The sequence below is a fragment of the Bradyrhizobium shewense genome, from assembly GCF_900094605.1.
Taxonomy (GTDB): Bacteria; Pseudomonadota; Alphaproteobacteria; order Rhizobiales; family Xanthobacteraceae; genus Bradyrhizobium; species Bradyrhizobium shewense.
In genome coordinates, this window is record NZ_FMAI01000002.1 from 84,703 (window position 1) to 102,958 (window position 18,256).

Here is an 18,256-nt window from a genome sequence, read left to right on the forward strand (position 1 = left end):
GCATTGGAAGCGACAGGGAAGGTGAGATGAGCAATTTCAATCAGGAAAGCGTTTTGAGCGTCCACCACTGGACCGACACGCTGTTCTCCTTCAAGACCACGCGCAGCCCGACCTTCCGCTTCCGCAACGGCGAATTCACCATGATCGGGCTCAAGGTCGGCGAGAAGCCGCTGCTGCGAGCCTATAGCGTCGCCAGCGCCAATTACGAGGACACGCTGGAGTTCTTCTCGATCAAGGTGCCGGACGGTCCGTTGACCTCGCGGCTCCAGCATTTGAGGGAAGGCGACGAGATCATCGTCAGCCGCAAGGCCACCGGCACGCTGGTGATCGACAATCTGGAGGAGGGGCGCAACCTCTACCTCATCGGCACCGGCACGGGCCTTGCGCCGTTCCTGAGCGTGATCAAGGACCCCGAAACCTACGAGCGGTTCGAGAAGGTCGTGCTGCTGCACGGCTGCCGGCACGTCAAGGAGCTCGCCTATGGCGAGATGATCACCGAGACGCTGCCGAAGGACGAGCTGATCGGCGAGTACATTCAGAATCAGCTGATCTACTATCCGACCGTGACGCGCGATCCCTTCCGCAACCGCGGCCGCATCACCGACCTCATCACCACAGGCAAGCTGTTCGCCGATATTGGCCTGCCGGTGCTGGAGGCCGCCCACGACCGCGTCATGATTTGCGGCAGCCCGGCACTGGTCGCTGATACCCGCGTGCTCCTGGGAGAGCGCGGCTTTGTCGAGGGCAATCACGGCGAGCCGGCCCAATTCGTGGTCGAAAAGGCCTTTGCCGAGCGCTAACGCGCAATTCTAGCTTGAGAAGACCGCATTTTCGCCGCGTGGGGCCCGTTGCGGCGCCGATTCGGCGCTTGATACACTGTGGGAACGAATCAGCGGAGTTCCCACATGGTTGCGGACAGCGACAGCAACATCGCCTGGCACCGGGTCCAGTTGAAGAAGAACCGCGCCGAGTTGAAGGCGCTGGAGACCGCGCGCTTCACGATGGGCGAGATCGCCTCCTCGAAGCGGAACGGCCAGACCCAGAAGGCGATCGCGGAACTCAAGCGCAAGATCGCCCAGTCCGAGCGCGTGATCGCCGATCACGACAAGCGCACGCGCCGTCCGCTCGGCACCGACATGCAGAGCCTCAGCAATGGCAGCTGGAGCCATTGGGACGCCTATACCAACCAGCAGCAGCGCAAGACCGGCCAGCGCTCGCCGGGGCGTGGATAAATCGTCGTCTCCTCGCGCCAGTTCCGACCCTTGCGCGTTGGCCCGCCCATACCATTTGGGTGAGACGCCAGCAATCACTCCGGTGAATCCATGACAACGCGCCTCGATTTCGCCAGCGAGGCCTTCTTTCGCGATCCGTCCAAGGCGATCGCGGCGTTGCGCATGTCCGGTCCTCTCGTCGCGACGCGATTTCCTCTGGTCGGCGATGTCTGGATCACCACGACCCATGACGCGACGGCACAGGTGCTGAAGGACGGCGCTACCTTCACGCTGCGCAAGGAGGATGGCGACGTCGCGGGTCTGCGCTGGTGGATGCCGAGCTTCGTCAGAACCATCGCCAACAACATGCTGACGATGGACGAGCCGGATCACACCAGGCTCCGCAGCATCGTGGACGAGGCCTTTCGCCGTCGTGCCATCGTCGCGATGGAGCCGCGCATCCGTGCCATTGCCGACGGCCTGGCCGACGAGCTGTTCGCGGAGGGACGGCCAGCCGATCTGGTCCAGCGCTACGCGCGCATCCTGCCGCTCGCAGTGATCTCCGAGCTTCTGGGATTGCCTCTGGCCGACCGGCCCAAATTCATCGCCTGGGGCAACGCGATGTCCTCGCTGACCAATGTCGTCAGCTTCTTCCGCTTGCTGTGGGCGTTCCGAAAGATGCGGGGCTACCTGGAGCAGCAATTGCAGGCCGCGCGCGTGCAGGGCGGTGAAGGCCTGATCGCCGAACTGGTCCAGGTCGAGCGCGAGGGTGCCCAGATCACGCCGGATGAAATGGTCTCGATGGTGTTTCTGCTGCTTGCAGCCGGCTCCGAGACGACCACGCATCTCATCAGCGGTTCGGCCTACGAGCTGCTCAGAAGTCCTGGGCTCCGCGACTGGCTGGAGCAGGATAGGAGCCGCGTCGGGCTTGCGGTGGAGGAGTTTCTTCGCTTCGTGTCACCGGTGCAGTTCTCCAAGCCGCGCTATGTGCGGCGGGACGTCGAGGTCGAAGGCGTGCGTTTGAAGAAGGGCGACCGTGTCATGGTGATGCTCGCTGCCGCAAACATGGATCCGGCGATGCATGATCGTCCCGAAAGCCTCGATCTCGAGCGCAAGCCGAACCGTCACCTCTCGTTCGGGACAGGAATCCATTTCTGCCTCGGCCATCAGCTTGCGCGGATCGAGGCGGCCTGCGCGCTGGAAGCGCTGTTCGTGCGCTGGCCGAAACTTGGTCTGGCCGTCGATCCCTCGCAGATCCATTGGCGCAAGCGGCCGGGGATTCGCATGATTGCGAAGCTTCCCGTCACGGCCGAGGTCCACGGAACATTTGCCGCTGCGACGCCGGCGGTGGCTGATCGTTCTCCCGTGCGGGCGGAGTGAAGCTCTCTCCTTCGGCAAATCGTCGCTGACCATGATCTGCTCGGAACGGCCTGCGGCGCTTGCTGTTGTCCACCGGGACCTGAGGGCATGCGAAGGAACAGTTCCGTGTCCAGGATTCCCATCTTTCAAAGAGGTTGGATCATGACCAGCAAAATGCCGAATGTTCCGCCGGCCAATCAGAGCCGGAAGGGAACTGGCGACACCAAGCAAACGTCGGCCGATCAGACTCCGCGCGGCCAGCAGCGCGCGGAAAATCCGGACCAACAGGGGCAACAAGGCAACATCAAGCAGAACACGACCAATCAGGGATACCAGCAAGACCGTTGAGGAGGCGACATTCATGTCGACATCCACCAAGACACCCAACAGCATTCGCCAGGGTGGCCCCGGCGCATCGCATGAGAACGCGAAGGCGCCGCTGGAGGTGAAGAAGCCGCCTGCGGACGATGAGCAGCGAAGCCATAGCCGCGTTTCCGGTGGCGGAGGCGAGCAGGATTCCCATCACCGCCACGATGCGGCCGGCAAGGGCGGCGGCAGATAGACCACAGCAGCCGCCGCGACCAATACCGGTACAACGGACGTACCGAGCCAAGAGGAGAGACTGATGCCAAGTGGGCACGGCAGCAAGACGCACTTCAGATCCGGCATGCATGGCAAGGGCGACGGCACCGGTGCATTGACCGAAGTGCCCAAGGACAAGATCGGCGATAACATGGTCCTGTCCAACCGCGACAAGGCCCAGCATTCGGACATTCGCGGCATGGACGGCAAGTCCATTCAGACCGATCAGTATCAGGATCATGCAGCCAACCGGCTCGACGAGACGCCGGAGACTGACGAGACCTGACAGGGACATTCCTCCCGCTGAACTCGCGGACCGGTGTTCAGCCGGTCCGCTTTTTTGTCGGCACGAGGTCGCGCTCCCAGCCGAACACGGAGCGGCCGTCGAGATCGGGTGACGCCGCGCGCTCGCCGGCGATATAGGTCTCGACCGACGGGCCGTGCGCGGTGCGTTCCAGCCGCCGTGCCTGGTCGTCGAGGCGCCGGATCGCCTGCATCTCTTCGTCACGTCCGAGCTTCGCGCTCTGGATCGCATCCTTGAGGACACGGATGGTCTCGTCATAGACCTTGATCGGGACAGGGTAGGGATGCCGGTCCTTGCCGCCATGGGCGAGCGAGAAGCGCGCGGGATCCGTGAAGCGATAGGGCGCGCCGTGCACGACCTCGGCGACCATGGCCAGCGAGCGCACGGTGCGCGCGCCGACGCCGGGCGTCAGCAGCAGCTCCGGGAAATCGACCGGGCCGCGTTCGGCGGCTGCGGCGAGGGTGCCGTGCAGGCGCCGCGCGAACACATCCTTTGGCCGGACATCGTGATGCGCGGGCATGATCAGATGCGGCAGCATGGCCTGCGCAGGCTCGGGCGCAGTGCCGGTGAGCCGCTCGAATTCAGTGAGGATGCGATCGGGGCCGAGATCGCTGAGGAGCTCGAGCTGTGCGTTGCGCGAGATATCGGCGCGGTGGTCGGTGAGATTGACGATCTCGCCCTGCTGCGGGCCGTCGATTGCGCTGTGCGGCGTATCGACGAAGCTCTTCAGCGTCTCGGAATGCCAGTGATAGCGGCGGGCCTGGCGCTTGTCGCCGTTCATGCCCTGCTGCACCACCGTCCATTTGCCGTCGGCGGTCACGAAGAAGCCGTGGAGATAGAGGTCGAAGCCGTCTTGCACGGCCGCGCTGTCGACCTTCGCCACCAGGCGGCTGGCGCGGGTGAGCCTTGCGCTGTCGAAGCCGACGCGATCGCCCAGCTGCATCAGCTCGTCCGGCGTCTTGCGCGAATGCTGGCCGCGGCCGCCGCAGACATAAATGCCGAGCTCATCCTGGAGCGGCCCGAGCCCGCGCTTCAGCGCGCCGATCACTGATGTCGTGATGCCGGAGGAGTGCCAGTCCATTCCCATCACGGCGCCGAACGACTGGAACCAGAACGGATGGGACAGCCGCTGGAGGAACGCGTCCCGGCCGTAATGATGCACGATCGCCTGCGTGACGATCGATCCGAGCGAAGCCATCCGGCTCGCAAGCCACGGCGGAACCCGTCCGGTGTGCAAGGGAAGATCGGCGCTGCCGGTACGTCTGGTCATGAGTCCTAAAGCTAGCGCAATTGGGCGACGGTTGCATCTGCGGAATGCTGCGTTGCACGAGAGAGGGGAGCCAAGCCGGCCGGGAGGCGTTGAGCGGGCTACGCGAATGCAATGACGGGGACAATCGATGAATTTGCAGGCCCTGATGGCCGACATCGACAGGATGTTCGGCTGGATACCGTCGTGGTTTGTCGGCCTCGGCCTGGTTGTCGGCGCGATCTTGCTTGCGCTGTTCGTCTATCGGGTCGCCGTATGGCTGCTCGCGCGCGCCTTCGGAACCCGCCTTCCGCTCCTGAGCGTGTTCATCGACCGCACGGCTGGCCCGGCCCAACTGGCGCTTTGCCTGGCGGCCGTCGCATTGGTCCTGCCGCTTGCCCCGCTCGACGACATGATCCGCACGCCGCTGATGCGCTTGTTCGTCGTGGCCGTCATTGCCCTGATCGGCTGGATCTCGATCCGGGTCGTGGACATGAGCGCGGCGCGCTATCTGCAGAATTTCCGCGATGTCACCGAGAATTTCGTCGCGCGCAAGCACGTCACGCAAGTTCGCGTGTTCAAGCGCGTCACCGACACCATCATCGTCGTCATCACGGTGTCCACCGCGCTGATGACGTTCGATTCGGTGAGGCAATACGGCGTCAGCCTGTTCGCCTCCGCCGGCGCAGCCGGCATCATCGTCGGCCTTGCCGCGCGGCCGCTGCTCAGCAACCTGATCGCGGGCCTGCAGATCGCGATCACCCAGCCGATCCGCATCGAGGATGCCGTGATCATCGAGAACGAATGGGGCTGGGTCGAGGACATCGCCTCGACCTATGTCGTGATCCGGCTGTGGGATTGGCGCCGCATGGTGGTGCCGCTGTCCTATTTCATCGAGAAGCCGTTCCAGAACTGGACCCGCGACACCGCATCCCTGATCGGCGTGATCGCGCTGCACGTCGATTATCGCGCCGACGTGCCGCGCATCCGGCGTTGGCTGGAGGACGCCGTGAAGCAGTCCAAGCTCTGGGATGGCGCGGTGGTCAATCTCCAGGTGATCGACGCGGACTCGCGGACCATCGAGCTCCGCGCGCTGGTCAGCGCGCGAAACGCGCCGCAATCCTGGGACCTGCGCTGCGAGATCAGGGAAAAGCTCGTCGCCTTCATCCGCGACGAGATGCCGGAGGCGCTACCGCGCGAGCGGGCGATCCTGATCCCGTCGGCCGACGATGACGCCGATTTTCTGCGGCCCGTCGCGCGGCCGGAGAAGATGCGGGCGAGCGCGCGCAATTGAGTAGCCGCGGGGCCATGCGGTGCCGACAACGGCCGCCTGCACGCGCGCGTCCGCCGCTTGCGCAATGTTCGCCATGCCTGTGAGCAGAAGGAACACGCAACAATTCCGAACGATATCCTCATGCGCGCCTCACTGCGCGCGGATGTTGGCCGCCTTCAGCACCGGCTCCCATTTGGTTGCCTCGGCGTGCATGTAGGCGTCAAACTCCTTGGCGGAGGAGCCGACCGGAGCGGCACCGATCTTGCCGAGCGTCGACAGCACGTTCGGGTCCTGCAGCGCTGCCTTCAGATCGGTTTCGAGCTTCGCCACGATCTCCGGCGGCATTTTTGCCGGACCAAGCACGCCCCACCAGACCGAGACGTCATAGCCGGATACGCCGGACTCGGCGACGGTCGGAACGTTGGGTAGCGCCTTGGAGCGTTCGGCCGAGGTCACGGCGAGTGCGCGCACCGGACCGCCTTCGAGCTGACCGATCGCTTCCGCGAGCGGATTGATGCTGAGCGGAATCTCGCCTGCGATCACAGCCGTCAGCGCCGGCGCGCCGCCCTTGTAGGGGATCGCGACAATCTTGCTGCCGGACATGTGCTTCAACAGTTCGCCGGCCAGATGCGCCGAGGTGCCGTTGCCGGACATGCCGTAGGAGAGCTTGTCGGGCTCTTTCTTCGCAGCAGTCAGGAGATCGCCGAGCGTCTTGTAGGGGCTGTCCTTGGCGACGACGATCGCGAGCGGTGAGGAGGCGACTTCGGTGATTGCGGTAAAATCCCTGAACGTGTCGTAGGGCACGCTCGGATAGATGAACTGGTTGAGCGGATGGCCGCTCGCGACCAGGATCAGCGTGTAGCCGTCGGGCGCGGCCTGTGTCAGCGCCTGCGAGGCGACGATACCGCCGGCGCCTGGACGATTGTCGACCACCGGCTGCTGCCCCCAGGTCTTGGCCAGCGCCTGGCTCAGCGTGCGCGCGAGCACGTCGACCGCGCCACCGGCCGCGTAAGGCACGAGGATGTGAACCGGCTTGCTCGGATAATTGTCGGCGGCCTGCGCCACGCTGCCCGCGAGCAGCAAACCGGCGCCCAGCATCAATCCGCCGATTGTCTTGTTCAAACCCGGCATTTTCCCAGCACTCCTTGCGGGCGCACGCATCCTTGCATCGGTCTTCGAGCCGTCCAGATACCGCCCATGGTTTTTGTTGACGAGACCTGATGTTTTGTACGATAGTACAAATCCCATGGTACGCAAGCCCACCAGCAAGGAAACGGCCCGCAAGCCGAACATGCGCGAGGCGATCCTCGCTGCGGCCGAGGAGCTGTTCGCCACCAACGGCTTCAACGCCGTCTCGGTGCGCGACATCGCGCAGGCTGCCGGAGCCAATCCCGGCAGCGTCACCTATCATTTCAAGACCAAGGACGGCTTACTGCTGGAGATCTACCGGCGGCATTGTGGTCCCATGAATTTGCGCCGTTCGGAGCTGCTCGCCGCCGCCAGGCGGGTGCGCGATCTCCAGGATCGGCTGGAGGCGGTGGTGCGGGCCTATGTCGTGCCGGCTTTCACCTCGGGCAGCGATCTTGCCGGCGGCGGTGCGCGCTTCACGCGGCTGCGCGCAGTGATGTCGGCCGAGGGCAACGAGGTCGCGCGAAAAATCATCGCGCAGACATTTGACGACACCAGCCACGCCTTCATCGACGCGATCCACGAGAGCCTGCCGCACATTCCGCGCACCGACATCGTCTGGCGCAGTCACTTCCTGCTCGGTGCACTCTATTACTCGCTGGTGACACCCGATCGCGTCTCGCGCCTGTCCCGCGGCGAAGCCGATGGCGGCGATGCCGCCAGCGCTATCGAGCAGCTGGTGCAGGCCACGGTTGCCTCCTTCCAGGCGCCGCCGCTCGATCATGCCGCGCCGGCGCGGCGGCGGCCGGTCGTCAGCAGCAAGGCTTGAAAGAAGCCGTCTCGCCCGACGGTTGAAGTGATGACGATGATGTACACGCCCACCATTCCGCCGCCCGATCCGAACACGCGCACGCCGAAGTTCAAGCTGCCGAAGCTGTCCTGCGACGCGCATTGCCACATCTTCGGGCCCGGTGCGAAATACCCTTACGCGCCGGACCGATCCTACACGCCGCCGGACGCGCCGCTGGAGGATTTTCGCATCCTGCATGCCAAGCTCGGTGTCGAGCGCGCCGTCATCGTCAATGCCAGCGTGCACGGTACCGACAACAGTGTGGCGCTCGATGCCATCGCGCAGAGTAACGGCGCCTACCGTGCCGTCGCCAATATCGACGACACCATCACCGAGCGCGGGCTTCGTGCGCTGCACGAGGGCGGTTTTCGCGGCTGCCGCTTCAATTTCGTTCGCCATCTCGGCGGCGTCCCTGACAAGGGCGTGTTCGATCGCGTCATCGCCATGGTCGCGCCGCTCGGCTGGCACATCGACCTGCATTTCGATGCGATCGACCTGCCTGATTATGCCGACATGCTGGCAAAGCTGCCGCTCAGCTACACCATCGACCACATGGGACGGGTGAAGGCCTCCGAAGGGCTCGACCAGCTGCCGTTCCGGATCCTGATCGAGCTGATGCAGCGCGACGAGAAATGCTGGGTCAAGATCTGCGGCTCGGAGCGGGTGTCCTCTAGCGGTCCGCCCTTTACCGATGCGGTGCCGTTCGCGCGAAAGATCGTCGAGACCGCGCCGGATCGCGTCATTTGGGGCACCGACTGGCCGCATCCCAACGTCAAGATGATGCCGAATGACGGCGACCTCGTCGACCTGATTCCGCTGTTCGCGCCCGAGCCCGAGTTCCAACAGAAGATCCTGGTCGACAATCCGGCGCGCCTGTTCGAGTTCGACCGATGACGGTGCTTGCAATCGACAAGCCGCGGGGGCGGCCCTGGTGGAGGGAGCTCTGGATCCAGGTGCTCATCGCCATGGCCGCCGGCATCGCGCTTGGGATCGTCAGCCCCGAGGCGGGCGCCAAGATGCAGCCGCTGGGGGATGCCTTCATCAAGGCGATCCGGATGCTGATCGCGCCGATCATCTTCTGCACCGTCGTGCACGGCATCGCCCACATGGCCGACATGGCGCGGGTCGGGCGCGTCGCGGTGAAGGCGATCGTCTATTTCGAGATCATGACCACGATCGCGCTGATCATCGGTCTCATCGCGATCAACCTGCTCAAGCCCGGCGTCGGCATGAACATCGATCCCGCCAGCATCAATGCCAGCGCGATCGAGCCTTATGTCAAGCAGACCAGCGTCATCGGCTTCGTGCCGTTCCTGATGAACATCGTGCCCGCGACGTTCATCGGCGCCTTTGCCGAAGGCAACATCCTCCAGGTGCTGTTCATCTCCGTCCTTTGCGGCTTTGCGCTGGTGCAGCTCGGCGAACGGGCCGCGCCGCTGGTCCATCTGATCGACATCGCCGCCAAAATGGTGTTCGCCGTCGTCGGTTTCGTGATGTGGGCGGCGCCGATCGGTGCGTTCGGTGCCATCGCCTTTACGGTCGGCAAGTTCGGCGTGGGATCGCTGGCCTCGCTCGGCAAGCTGCTCGGAGGCTTCTATCTCACCTGTATGGTCTTCATCGTCGTGGCGCTCGGCCCGGTGGCGCGGCTCTGCGGCTTCTCACTGCTCAAGCTGATCCGTTACATCTGGGAAGAACTGTTGATCTGCGTCGCCACGACGTCGTCGGAGACGGTGCTGCCGCGGATGCTGACCAAGCTGGAGAAGGCCGGCTGCGAGAAGAGCGTGGTCGGCCTCGTGATCCCGACCGGCTACTCCTTCAATCTCGACGGTACCTGCCTTTACCTTGCCGCCGCCTCGGTGTTCCTGGCGCAGGCGACCAACACGCCGTTCGGGCTGGCCGAGCAGATCGAACTGCTCTTGATCCTGCTCGTGACCTCCAAGGGCGCGGCGGGGATCGCGGGCGCCGCCTTCGTCGTGCTGGCGGCAACGCTGTCGGCGACCGGCACCATCCCGGTGACGAGCGTGGCACTGGTGCTCGGCATCCACCGCCTGATGTCGCAGGGGCTGACGCCGACCAATCTGATCGGAAACGCAGTCGCGACCATCGCGATTGCCAAATGGGAAGGCGCGCTCGACGGCGAGCGCCTGAGGCGCGTGCTCGACGGCGAGGAACAAGCGGCCGCCGCAATCTGATGAATTGGCTTCCAGCGTAACGCTGGCGGCCTATGATGGTTACGAACAAGAGAGGGGAGTTTCTCCCATGAAGACAGGTCTCGTCGTCACCGCCCATCCCGGCGATTTCGTCTGGCGCGCCGGCGGCGCGATCGCGCTGCATGCGAAGAAGGGCTATCGCATGAAGATCGTCTGCATGTCCTTTGGCGAGCGCGGCGAAAGCCAATTCGCCTGGAAAGAGAAGGGCGCGACGCTGGAATCGGTCAAAGCCGGCCGCAAGGACGAGGCGGAGCGGGCGGCAAAGCTGCTCGGTGCCGAGATCGAGTTCTTCGATTGCGGCGATTATCCTCTCAAGCTCACCGAGGCGCATTTCGACCGCATGGTCGACATCTACCGCGAGCTCAATCCCAGCTTCGTGCTGACCCACGCGCTGGAAGACCCCTATAATTTCGACCATCCCAACGCGGCGCATTTCGCGCAGGAGACCCGCGTCGTCGCGCAGGCGATGGGTCACAAGCCCGGCGCGCAGTACAAATATTCGGCGCCGCCGGTGTTCCTGTTCGAGCCGCATCAGCCAGAGCAGTGCAATTACAAGCCGGATCTGCTCCTCAAGATCGACGAGGTCTGGAAGGAGAAGTACGAGGCATTCCAGATCCTCGCCGCACAAAAACATCTCTGGGGCTATTACGAGCGCGTCGCGCTCAACCGCGGCATTCAGGGCAGCCGCAACACCGGCGTGCCCATGACTTATGGCGAGGCCTATCAGCGCCTGTTCCCGACGGTTGCGGAGGAGCTGGCATGAAGCCGGTCGTCGTTCGCAACATTGAGCGAGCCGATCCTGCCGGCATGGCGGAGTACGGTGTCTCGACCGTGCACGAGGCTTACGGGCGCTTCGGCCTGATGAAGCCTTATTTGCGGCCGGTCTGGCCGGGGGCGGCGATTGCCGGCCCCGCGGTCACCGTGCTGGCGCAGCCCGGCGACAACTGGATGATCCATGTTGCCGTCGAGCAGTGCAAAAAGGGCGACATCCTTGTTGTCGGCTGCACCACCGACAATACCGACGGCATGTTCGGGGAGCTGCTCGCGACCTCGCTGCAGGCACGCGGCGTGCAGGGGCTGATCATCGATGCAGGCTGCCGCGACGTCAAAGCGCTGCAAGAGATGAAGTTTCCGGTGTGGTCGCGCGCGGTCTCGGCCAAGGGCACAGTCAAGGCGACGCTCGGCTCGGTCAACATTCCCGTGGTCTGTGCCGGCGTCAATGTCGATCCCGGCGATATCGTCGTGGCCGATGACGATGGCGTCGTGGTAGTCCCGAAGCGCTACGCCGCCGAGGTCGCCGAGAAGGCGAGGAAGCGCAACGCGGACGAAGGCGGCAAGCGCAAGCGCCTTGCCTCGGGCGAGCTGGGTCTCGACATTTACAGCATGCGCGAGGCGCTGGCGAAGGCCGGGCTCGTCTATGTCGACAATCCCGAGGACGTCTAGAGCAACGGCGGGAGCGGGTGGATGGAACGTCTCAAGCTGAAGGCCGTGCTCGGTAGTCACCCCCACGTCCAGGCAGTGAAGAGCGGCGAACTCCGCTCCGATCTTTTCAATTTCGACTTCGTCGCGTACACGCCGACCAACACCGCGTTCAAGCCGATGGTGCGGGAACAGGCGTTCGACGTCTGCGAGATGGCGATCGTGACCTATTTGATGGCGAAGGCGCATGGCAAGCCGCTGGTGCTGCTGCCGGCGACCATGCTCGGGCGCTTCCAGCATTCCTATGCTCTGTACAATCCCGCATTGGGAATGCTGGGGCCGTCCGATCTCGAAGGCAAGCGCGTCGGCATCCGCTCGTTCACGACGACGACCGGTGCCTGGATCAGGGGCATCCTCGCCAACGACTATGGCGTCAATCTCGACAAGATCCGCTGGATCACGTTCGAGGATCCGCACGTCGCCGAATATGTCGACACCACCGAGCGCGCCCCGAAGGAGAAGAAGATCCTGCAGATGCTGCTTGACGGTGAGCTCGACGCAGTCCTCGGCGAGACCTCTGATAATCCCAAGCTGAGGCCGCTATTTCCTGATCCAGCCGCGGAGGCCGCCAGATGGTACGCGCGGCGCGGCGTCGTGCCGGTCAATCATCTGGTGGTCGTGACCGAGCAACTCGCGAAATCGCGCCCTGACGTGGTCACAGGCATTTATGATCTTCTCAAGCGCAACAAGGACCAGATGGGGCCCGCGGCAGCGCCCGACCTTGTTCCGTTCGGGATCGAGGCCAACCGGAAACCGCTGGAGCTGATCGTCGACTACGCATTCCAGCAGGCACTGATCCCGCGTCGCTATGCGGTCGAGGAGCTGTTCGACGAGACCACACGAGGATTGAACTGATGGTGGATCCGAAACGATGGCAGATCGGGCTGGTCGGCTATGGCGAAGTCGGCAGGATCTTGGCCGAGGATTTGCGCCAGCAGGATATCAAGGTCTCGGCCTATGACATCAAGCTCGGAGGCGAGCAGGGCGCGCCGCTGAAGGAACATGCGGCGAAGCACGGTGTGACGCTGGCAGCATCTCATGCTGAGTTGACCGCGAAATCCGATCTCATCATCTCTGCCGTCACCGCGAGCCAGGCGGTGCCTGTCGCAAAGGCCTGCGCCGCTGCGATCAACCAGGGCACATGGTTCCTTGATTTCAACTCGGCCTCGCCCGGCGCCAAGCAGCGCGCCGCTGCGCTGATCGACGGCGCCGCCGGCCGCTATGTCGAAGGTGCCGTGATGACCTCGGTACCACCCTATCGCATCAAGGTGCCGTTGCTGCTCGGCGGTCCGGGCGCGAGGGAGATCGAGCCGCTTCTGAACGCGATCGGCTTTGCGGCCAAGGTCGCGAGCGACAAGCTCGGCGTGTCCTCGGCGGTGAAGATGTGCCGCAGCATCATGATCAAGGGCCTGGAGGCCATGGTCATCGAGAGTTTTACGACAGCGCGCGCCTATGGCGTCGAGGATGCGGTGCTGGCCTCGCTCGCGGAGACGTTCCCCGGCATCAACTGGGAGAAGCAGGGCGCCTATTTCTTCCAGCGCGTCATTGAGCACGGCCGCCGGCGTGCCGAGGAGGTGCGTGAGGTCGCCGAGACCGTGCGCGAGGCGGGGCTGACGCCGTGGTCCGCGCAGGGCACAGCCGAGCGTCAGGCCTGGGTCGCTGATCTCGCCGATGAAGGGCTGTTCGGCGCCAGGGGCACCAAGGAGTTCGCGCGCAGCGCTGACTGGCGTACCGAGGCAGATCGAATCCTGAGCAAGATCAAACGCTGACGCCGAACGCGTAGGTTGAGCTCAAAACCCTGCCGCTGTCGCGATAGTTCGAGATTTCGTCACGGGCGAGCTCGATCAGGTCGACCAGGCGCTTGGCCTCGCGGACGACTTGCTCCTTGGCGGGCGCGGTGCGGAACTCGGTGAGAATCATGCGGATGCACTTGTCGGCGGTATCCAGCGTCCAGAGCGCGCGGGTCATGTCGTCCTGCGTGTGGATCGCCGAGATATCGAGGCCAGATAGGACTTCGCCGATTCCATTCAGTCGCTTGACGGCGGTTTCCGCCGGCGTGTTGGCCTGAATGGAGCGATAATCGATGCTGCTGAATGCGCTGAACATATACATACTTCCCCACTGAACAGGTCGTTCAGTGCGTCCCCTTAGTATGATCCGGGCGGCCTGTTGTGCAATGCGCACAGCTACGGTCCGGGATTCTACCGGGCTCGGATCTGGGGACGGATCGGCCGTGATTCGGTACGAAACGGTCCGACGATCAGCCGTGTTCCCGACGATTTTACCGTTGGAGATTCGACCGGAAACGCGTTCAGGCCCCCGGCCGGAACAGAGCGGGCCGCTGCCGTGCAAACGTCTGTCGGCCCTCCTTGAAGCCCATCATGACGTCGGGCAGCTCGGCGATGGCGAAGCGGCTGTCTTGCGTATCAAGCACGATGAGGTCGGCGGGATTGCCGATCTTGATGCCGTAATCGTCGAGGTTCATCAGCCGCGCCGGCAGCTCGGTCACGAGATCGAGGCAGGTGTCGAAATCCCTCACCGAGGCGTGCGCGACATTGGCGTAGAAGTTCGCCATCCGCAGCAGCGAGGCGTCGCCGAACGGCGTGAAGGGATTGAGCACATTGTTGGTGGCGACCGAGCAAACCACGCCGTCGCCTGCGAGCTTGTGGGCGAGGGTCAGCCCGCGTGGCGCATTGTGGGTGGCTTCGCGCCCCATCAGATAGAGATCTGTCGCGGGCAGCACGGTGACGGCGACGCCGGCTTTCGCTAGTTGCGCGGTGGCAGCCTTCATCCGCTCCGGCGGCAGGGCCGAGAGCTTTGTCGCATGGCCGATCGCGACGCGGCCGTGATAGTTGCGCCGCTCGGTCTGGCGGCAGACCTCGTCAAGATGCCACCAGGAGGGATCGAGATCGAAATCCAGATGGAGGTCGACGTCGACGTCGAATTCCTGAGCGAGGTCGAAGATGCGCGCGAGATGCGCGGTCGGATCGGTGTCGGTATAGGGACAGCCGCCGATCGTCTCGCCGCCGTTGCGCAGCGCCTCGACCAGCAACTCGTCGCTGCCGGGATCGTTGGTCAGGCCCTCCTGCGGGAAGACGCAGAGTGACAGATCGAGCGCCCACACATAGTCGCGTTTCAGCGCCTTCACCGCCTCGAAGCTACGCAGGCCAATCCGCGGATCAATTTCCACATGCGTGCGCATGCGCGTCGTGCCGTTCACGATCGCACGTTCGAGCACCTTGGCGCCGCGCGCGTAGACATCCTCGACGGTGAAGTCACGTTTCATGGCCGACACGGCCCGAATGGCGTCACCGAGACCGTCGTGATCGTGGCCGCAGCGGTCGAGCAGGCAGGCCTTGTCGAGATGGATGTGGGTGTCGACGAAGCCGGGTAGGGCGAGGTGCCCGCCGATATCGACCTCGACGGCTTCGCAGGCGAGCTTCGGCTCGATCGCGGCGATCCGGCCGCCCTTCATGCCGATGTCGACAGGCGCGGCGGATGATCGCAACAACGCGTTACGGAAGATCAGGTCGAAGGCGGGCTGGGTGATCATGGCTCTTGCGGACGGAACTTAGAGCAATCGGCGGGGATCGGCGGCTCCAGATTGTCGGCAGTGTAGCGAGGCGAATGTTCAAAATATATGCATGGATTCCGCGACAGTGGCGGTAATATTCCGCGAACCCGGGAGAGCCTGCCATGTCCGTTGCCGCCAGAGCTGAAACTGCTCATTTGTCCGACGCCGCGATCGTGGAGGCCTATCTCACGGCATCGATGATCCCCGATCCCGACGCTGCGGCGGCCTATATGGCGCCGGGCACCGTGATCACGTTCACCGGCGGGCGCGAGTTCGATCATCCGCGCGGCCCGACCGGCTTCAACGCCAAGCGCTACCGCTGGGTCAAGAAGAAGATGGACCGGTTCGACGTCTGCCCCGGCGACGGCGAGACCGTGGTTTACAGCGTCGGTACGCTCTACGGCGAATGGAAAGATGGGACCCCGTTCGAGGGCAACCGTTACGTCGACCGCTTCGTGGTGCGCAATGGCAAGATCACCAAGATGGATGTCTGGAACGACAGCGCCGAGCGCATCCTGGTCCAGCGCGGCATCGACGCGTAAGGTCCGTCTCGGCACGGGCGGAGCCGAACGGCCGCTCGTCATATCGAAAGCTGCGATAGCTGATAGGCGCGAGCCCGTCTGGCGGCTGGCCTGCGCCTGCGCTATCAAGTCCCGCGATTGCGCCCGGCTTGGAGGCGCGAGCCCCCTTTAGGAGCAGCCGATGCGTCTACCCACCGTTATCCTGGCCCTGACATGTCTTGCCGGCGCAGCTTCAGCCGAAGATTTGTCGGGCACGCTCCAGAAGGTCAGGGAGACCAAAAAGATCACCCTGGGCTATCAGGAGGCCTCGGTCCCGTTCAGCTATCTCGATGGCAATCAGAAGCCGGTCGGCTTTGCCATGGACATCTGCCTTAGGATCGTCGATGCCGTGAAGAAGCAGCTGGGCATGCCCGACATCGCCGTCGACACGCTCGCCGTGACGTCGTCGAACCGCATTCCGCTGATGGTCAACGGGACCCTCGACCTGCATTGCTCGGCGACCACCAACAACGCCGATCGCCAGAAGCAGGTCGCCTTCACCAACACGCACTTCCTCAGCGCGACGCGGTTCGCGGCGAAGAAAGCCGCAAAGATCAACACCATCGACGATCTCAAGGGCAAGGCGGTCACTGCGGTGGCGGGCTCGGTCAACCTGACCCAGCTCGCCAAGGTCAACACCGAGCGCAATCTCGGCATCAATGTAATGCCGGCCAAGGACCAGGCCGAGGCGTTCCTGTTGCTGGAAACTGACCGCGCCCAGGCCTACGCACTCGACGACGTGCAGCTCGCGGTCGCGATCGCGCGCTCGAAGGAGCCCCAAGCCTTCATGATCAGCGAGGAGGCGTTCTCCAAGCCGGAGCCTTACGGCATCATGCTGCGGCGGGAGGATGCGCCGTTCAAGGCGCTCGCCGACCGCGCGACTGCGGAGCTCTATGCAAGCCCGGAGATCGAGGTGCTCTACAAGAAATGGCTGCAGTCCCCGACGCCGCCGAACGGCCTCAACTACAACGTCCCGATGTCGCCCGCCCTGCGCAACGCCTTCAAGAAGCCGAGCTGGAGCGCTGATCCTGATGTCTACGTGGTGAACTGAGGCTGAGACGTTGCGCATTATTGTGCCCTCTCCCCTTGTGGGAGAGGGCAGCTCCGCTCGTAGACAAAAGCTCACTTGGGTGAGGGGTATGTAATCTCCAGATTCGTGTGTGCGGATAGGTACCCCTCATCCGGCGCTTCGCGCCACCTTCTCCCACAAGGGGAGAAGGAAGAAAGAGTGCGTCACTCGGTGAGCTAGCCGCCTTCTTTCAAGCGTTCGAATATTTCTTCAGCTCGAACCGTGCGATCTGATTCCTGTGAACTTCGTCGGGGCCATCGGCAAGTCGTAGCAATCGCGCGGTCGCATAGGCCTGGGTCAGTCCGAAATCGTTCGAGGTGCCGCCACCGCCATGGGCCTGGATCGCCCAGTCGATGATCTGGCAGGCCATGTTGGGCACGGCGACCTTGATCATCGCGATCTCGGCCTTCGCGACCTTGTTGCCGACCGTGTCCATCGCGTAGGCCGCATTCAGCGTGAGGAGGCGGGCCTGCTCGATCATGATGCGGGATTCCGCGATGCGCTCTTGCGTCACGGTCTGCTCGGAGACCGGCTTGCCGAAGGCGACGCGGCTGCGCACGCGGCGGCACATCTTCTCCAGCGTACGCTCGGCAAGGCCGATCAGCCGCATGCAATGGTGGATGCGGCCCGGGCCGAGCCGGCCCTGCGCGATTTCGAAGCCGCGGCCTTCGCCGAGCAGCATGTTCTCCTTGGGGACCCGCACATTGGTGAAGACGACTTCGGACGCCCGGTCAGGCACGCCGTAGAAGCCGAACACGGGCAGGGGGCGTTTCACCTCGATGCCTGCAGTCTCCATCGGTACCAGGATCATCGATTGCTGCTTGTGGCGGTCCGGATTGTCAGGATCTGTCTTGCCCATGAAGATGCAGATCTTGCAGCGTGGGTCGGTCGCATTGGTCGTGTACCATTTGCGGCCGTTGATGACGTAATGGTCGCCATCGCGCACGATCGAGCTTTCGATGTTGGTCGCATCGGATGAGGCGACCGCAGGCTCCGTCATGGCGAAGCAGGAGCGGATTTCGCCTGCAAGCAGCGGCTTCAGCCAGCGCTCCTTGTCCTTCTCCGAGCCGTAGCGCTCCAGCACCTCCATGTTGCCGGTATCGGGCGCCGAGCAATTGAACACCTCCGGGGCCAGATGCGAGCGGCCCATCACCTCGCAGAGCGGGGCATATTCGAGATTGGTCAGGCCTGCGCCATGGCCGGACTCCGGCAGGAACAGATTCCAGAGACCTTCCGCACGCGCGAGCGGCTTCAACTCCTCGACGACGGGATAGACCTTCCAGGGTCCCAGCTCTTCCGCCTCGCGATAGAAGCGCTCCTCGTTCGGATAGATGTGCCGGTCCATGAAGCTCTCGAGCTTGCGCTTGAGCTCGACGACTTTTGGCGACATCGGGTAAAGCATCTGTGGTCT

21 protein-coding genes are annotated in these 18,256 nt (G+C 63.8%); 16 read left to right on the forward strand and 5 right to left on the reverse strand.

The features are described 5' to 3' along the window. Window positions 1–26 precede the first annotated feature (26 nt). From GA0061098_RS04560 to GA0061098_RS04585, 6 genes are all read left to right on the forward strand, one after another. The gene (locus GA0061098_RS04560) at window positions 27–800 is read left to right on the forward strand and encodes a ferredoxin--NADP reductase (protein ID WP_091954151.1); all 774 of its coding nucleotides are present in this window, start codon (window positions 27–29) and stop codon (window positions 798–800) included. 105 nt (window positions 801–905) lie between these two features. Beyond that, window positions 906–1,232, forward strand: a complete 327-nt coding sequence (locus GA0061098_RS04565) for a hypothetical protein (RefSeq protein WP_018320980.1) — start codon at window positions 906–908, stop codon at window positions 1,230–1,232. Between the two features lie 90 nt (window positions 1,233–1,322). Further along, the gene (locus GA0061098_RS04570) at window positions 1,323–2,591 is read left to right on the forward strand and encodes a cytochrome P450 (RefSeq protein ID WP_091954154.1); all 1,269 of its coding nucleotides are present in this window, start codon (window positions 1,323–1,325) and stop codon (window positions 2,589–2,591) included. 141 nt (window positions 2,592–2,732) lie between these two features. After that, window positions 2,733–2,918, forward strand: coding sequence for a hypothetical protein (locus GA0061098_RS04575; RefSeq protein ID WP_018320982.1), 186 nt, complete (start codon window positions 2,733–2,735; stop codon window positions 2,916–2,918). A 13-nt stretch (window positions 2,919–2,931) separates the two neighbouring features. Continuing rightward, entirely contained in the window at window positions 2,932–3,132 is a 201-nt protein-coding gene (locus GA0061098_RS04580) for a hypothetical protein (protein ID WP_018320983.1), read from the forward strand. A gap of 63 nt (window positions 3,133–3,195) precedes the next feature. Further along, window positions 3,196–3,438 (forward strand): hypothetical protein, encoded by a 243-nt coding sequence (locus GA0061098_RS04585; protein WP_091954157.1) that lies wholly within the window; start codon window positions 3,196–3,198, stop codon window positions 3,436–3,438. Window positions 3,439–3,475: 37 nt separating this feature from the next. On the opposite strand, the gene GA0061098_RS04590 is transcribed toward GA0061098_RS04585, so the two are convergent. Then, window positions 3,476–4,726 (reverse strand): DUF763 domain-containing protein, encoded by a 1,251-nt coding sequence (locus GA0061098_RS04590; RefSeq protein ID WP_091954160.1) that lies wholly within the window; start codon window positions 4,724–4,726, stop codon window positions 3,476–3,478. Window positions 4,727–4,853: 127 nt separating this feature from the next. On the opposite strand from GA0061098_RS04590, the gene GA0061098_RS04595 reads away from it, so the two are divergent. After that, on the forward strand, window positions 4,854–5,996 hold the full coding sequence (locus GA0061098_RS04595) for a mechanosensitive ion channel family protein (protein WP_091954162.1): 1,143 nt from the start codon (window positions 4,854–4,856) through the stop codon (window positions 5,994–5,996). Between the two features lie 129 nt (window positions 5,997–6,125). Here GA0061098_RS04595 and GA0061098_RS04600 read toward each other — a convergent pair whose 3' ends face one another. Further along, window positions 6,126–7,106, reverse strand: coding sequence for a tripartite tricarboxylate transporter substrate binding protein (locus GA0061098_RS04600; RefSeq protein ID WP_091954165.1), 981 nt, complete (start codon window positions 7,104–7,106; stop codon window positions 6,126–6,128). 115 nt (window positions 7,107–7,221) lie between these two features. Between GA0061098_RS04600 and GA0061098_RS04605 the strand changes: the two genes are divergently transcribed. The 7 genes from GA0061098_RS04605 (at window position 7,222) to GA0061098_RS04635 (ending at window position 13,411) form a co-directional block, all read left to right on the forward strand. After that, window positions 7,222–7,932, forward strand: coding sequence for a TetR/AcrR family transcriptional regulator (locus GA0061098_RS04605; RefSeq protein ID WP_091954168.1), 711 nt, complete (start codon window positions 7,222–7,224; stop codon window positions 7,930–7,932). A gap of 30 nt (window positions 7,933–7,962) precedes the next feature. Next, a complete protein-coding gene (locus tag GA0061098_RS04610) occupies window positions 7,963–8,847 on the forward strand; it encodes an amidohydrolase family protein (RefSeq protein WP_091954171.1) in 885 nt (294 codons plus the stop codon). Then, complete coding sequence (gene dctA, locus GA0061098_RS04615) at window positions 8,844–10,145, forward strand: C4-dicarboxylate transporter DctA (RefSeq protein ID WP_091954174.1); 1,302 nt, start codon at window positions 8,844–8,846, stop codon at window positions 10,143–10,145. The genes GA0061098_RS04610 and dctA overlap by 4 nt, the downstream gene beginning before the upstream one ends. Window positions 10,146–10,212: 67 nt before the next feature. Beyond that, entirely contained in the window at window positions 10,213–10,926 is a 714-nt protein-coding gene (locus GA0061098_RS04620) for a PIG-L deacetylase family protein (protein WP_011086622.1), read from the forward strand. Continuing rightward, on the forward strand, window positions 10,923–11,606 hold the full coding sequence (locus GA0061098_RS04625; protein ID WP_091954177.1) for a 4-carboxy-4-hydroxy-2-oxoadipate aldolase/oxaloacetate decarboxylase: 684 nt from the start codon (window positions 10,923–10,925) through the stop codon (window positions 11,604–11,606). Before GA0061098_RS04620 ends, GA0061098_RS04625 begins: the two co-directional genes overlap by 4 nt. A gap of 21 nt (window positions 11,607–11,627) precedes the next feature. Beyond that, a complete protein-coding gene (locus tag GA0061098_RS04630; RefSeq protein WP_091954180.1) occupies window positions 11,628–12,497 on the forward strand; it encodes a substrate-binding domain-containing protein in 870 nt (289 codons plus the stop codon). Continuing rightward, complete coding sequence (locus GA0061098_RS04635; RefSeq protein WP_091954183.1) at window positions 12,497–13,411, forward strand: DUF1932 domain-containing protein; 915 nt, start codon at window positions 12,497–12,499, stop codon at window positions 13,409–13,411. Before GA0061098_RS04630 ends, GA0061098_RS04635 begins: the two co-directional genes overlap by 1 nt. Here GA0061098_RS04635 and GA0061098_RS04640 read toward each other — a convergent pair. Both GA0061098_RS04640 and GA0061098_RS04645 read right to left on the reverse strand, forming a co-directional pair. Then, a complete protein-coding gene (locus GA0061098_RS04640) occupies window positions 13,401–13,748 on the reverse strand; it encodes a hypothetical protein (protein ID WP_165637163.1) in 348 nt (115 codons plus the stop codon). The genes GA0061098_RS04635 and GA0061098_RS04640 overlap by 11 nt on opposite strands. Window positions 13,749–13,953: 205 nt before the next feature. After that, window positions 13,954–15,195 carry an amidohydrolase family protein gene (locus GA0061098_RS04645; RefSeq protein WP_091954188.1) on the reverse strand — a complete coding sequence of 414 codons (1,242 nt, stop codon included), beginning with the start codon at window positions 15,193–15,195 and terminating at the stop codon, window positions 13,954–13,956. Between the two features lie 143 nt (window positions 15,196–15,338). Here GA0061098_RS04645 and GA0061098_RS04650 point away from each other — a divergent pair, with 143 nt between their 5' ends. Continuing rightward, window positions 15,339–15,758, forward strand: a complete 420-nt coding sequence (locus tag GA0061098_RS04650) for a nuclear transport factor 2 family protein (RefSeq protein ID WP_091954191.1) — start codon at window positions 15,339–15,341, stop codon at window positions 15,756–15,758. Between the two features lie 160 nt (window positions 15,759–15,918). Further along, window positions 15,919–16,827 (forward strand): amino acid ABC transporter substrate-binding protein, encoded by a 909-nt coding sequence (locus tag GA0061098_RS04655; RefSeq protein WP_091954194.1) that lies wholly within the window; start codon window positions 15,919–15,921, stop codon window positions 16,825–16,827. 208 nt (window positions 16,828–17,035) lie between these two features. On the opposite strand, the gene GA0061098_RS04660 is transcribed toward GA0061098_RS04655, so the two are convergent. After that, window positions 17,036–18,247, reverse strand: a complete 1,212-nt coding sequence (locus GA0061098_RS04660; protein ID WP_091954197.1) for an acyl-CoA dehydrogenase family protein — start codon at window positions 18,245–18,247, stop codon at window positions 17,036–17,038. Between the last annotated feature and the right edge of the window lie 9 nt (window positions 18,248–18,256).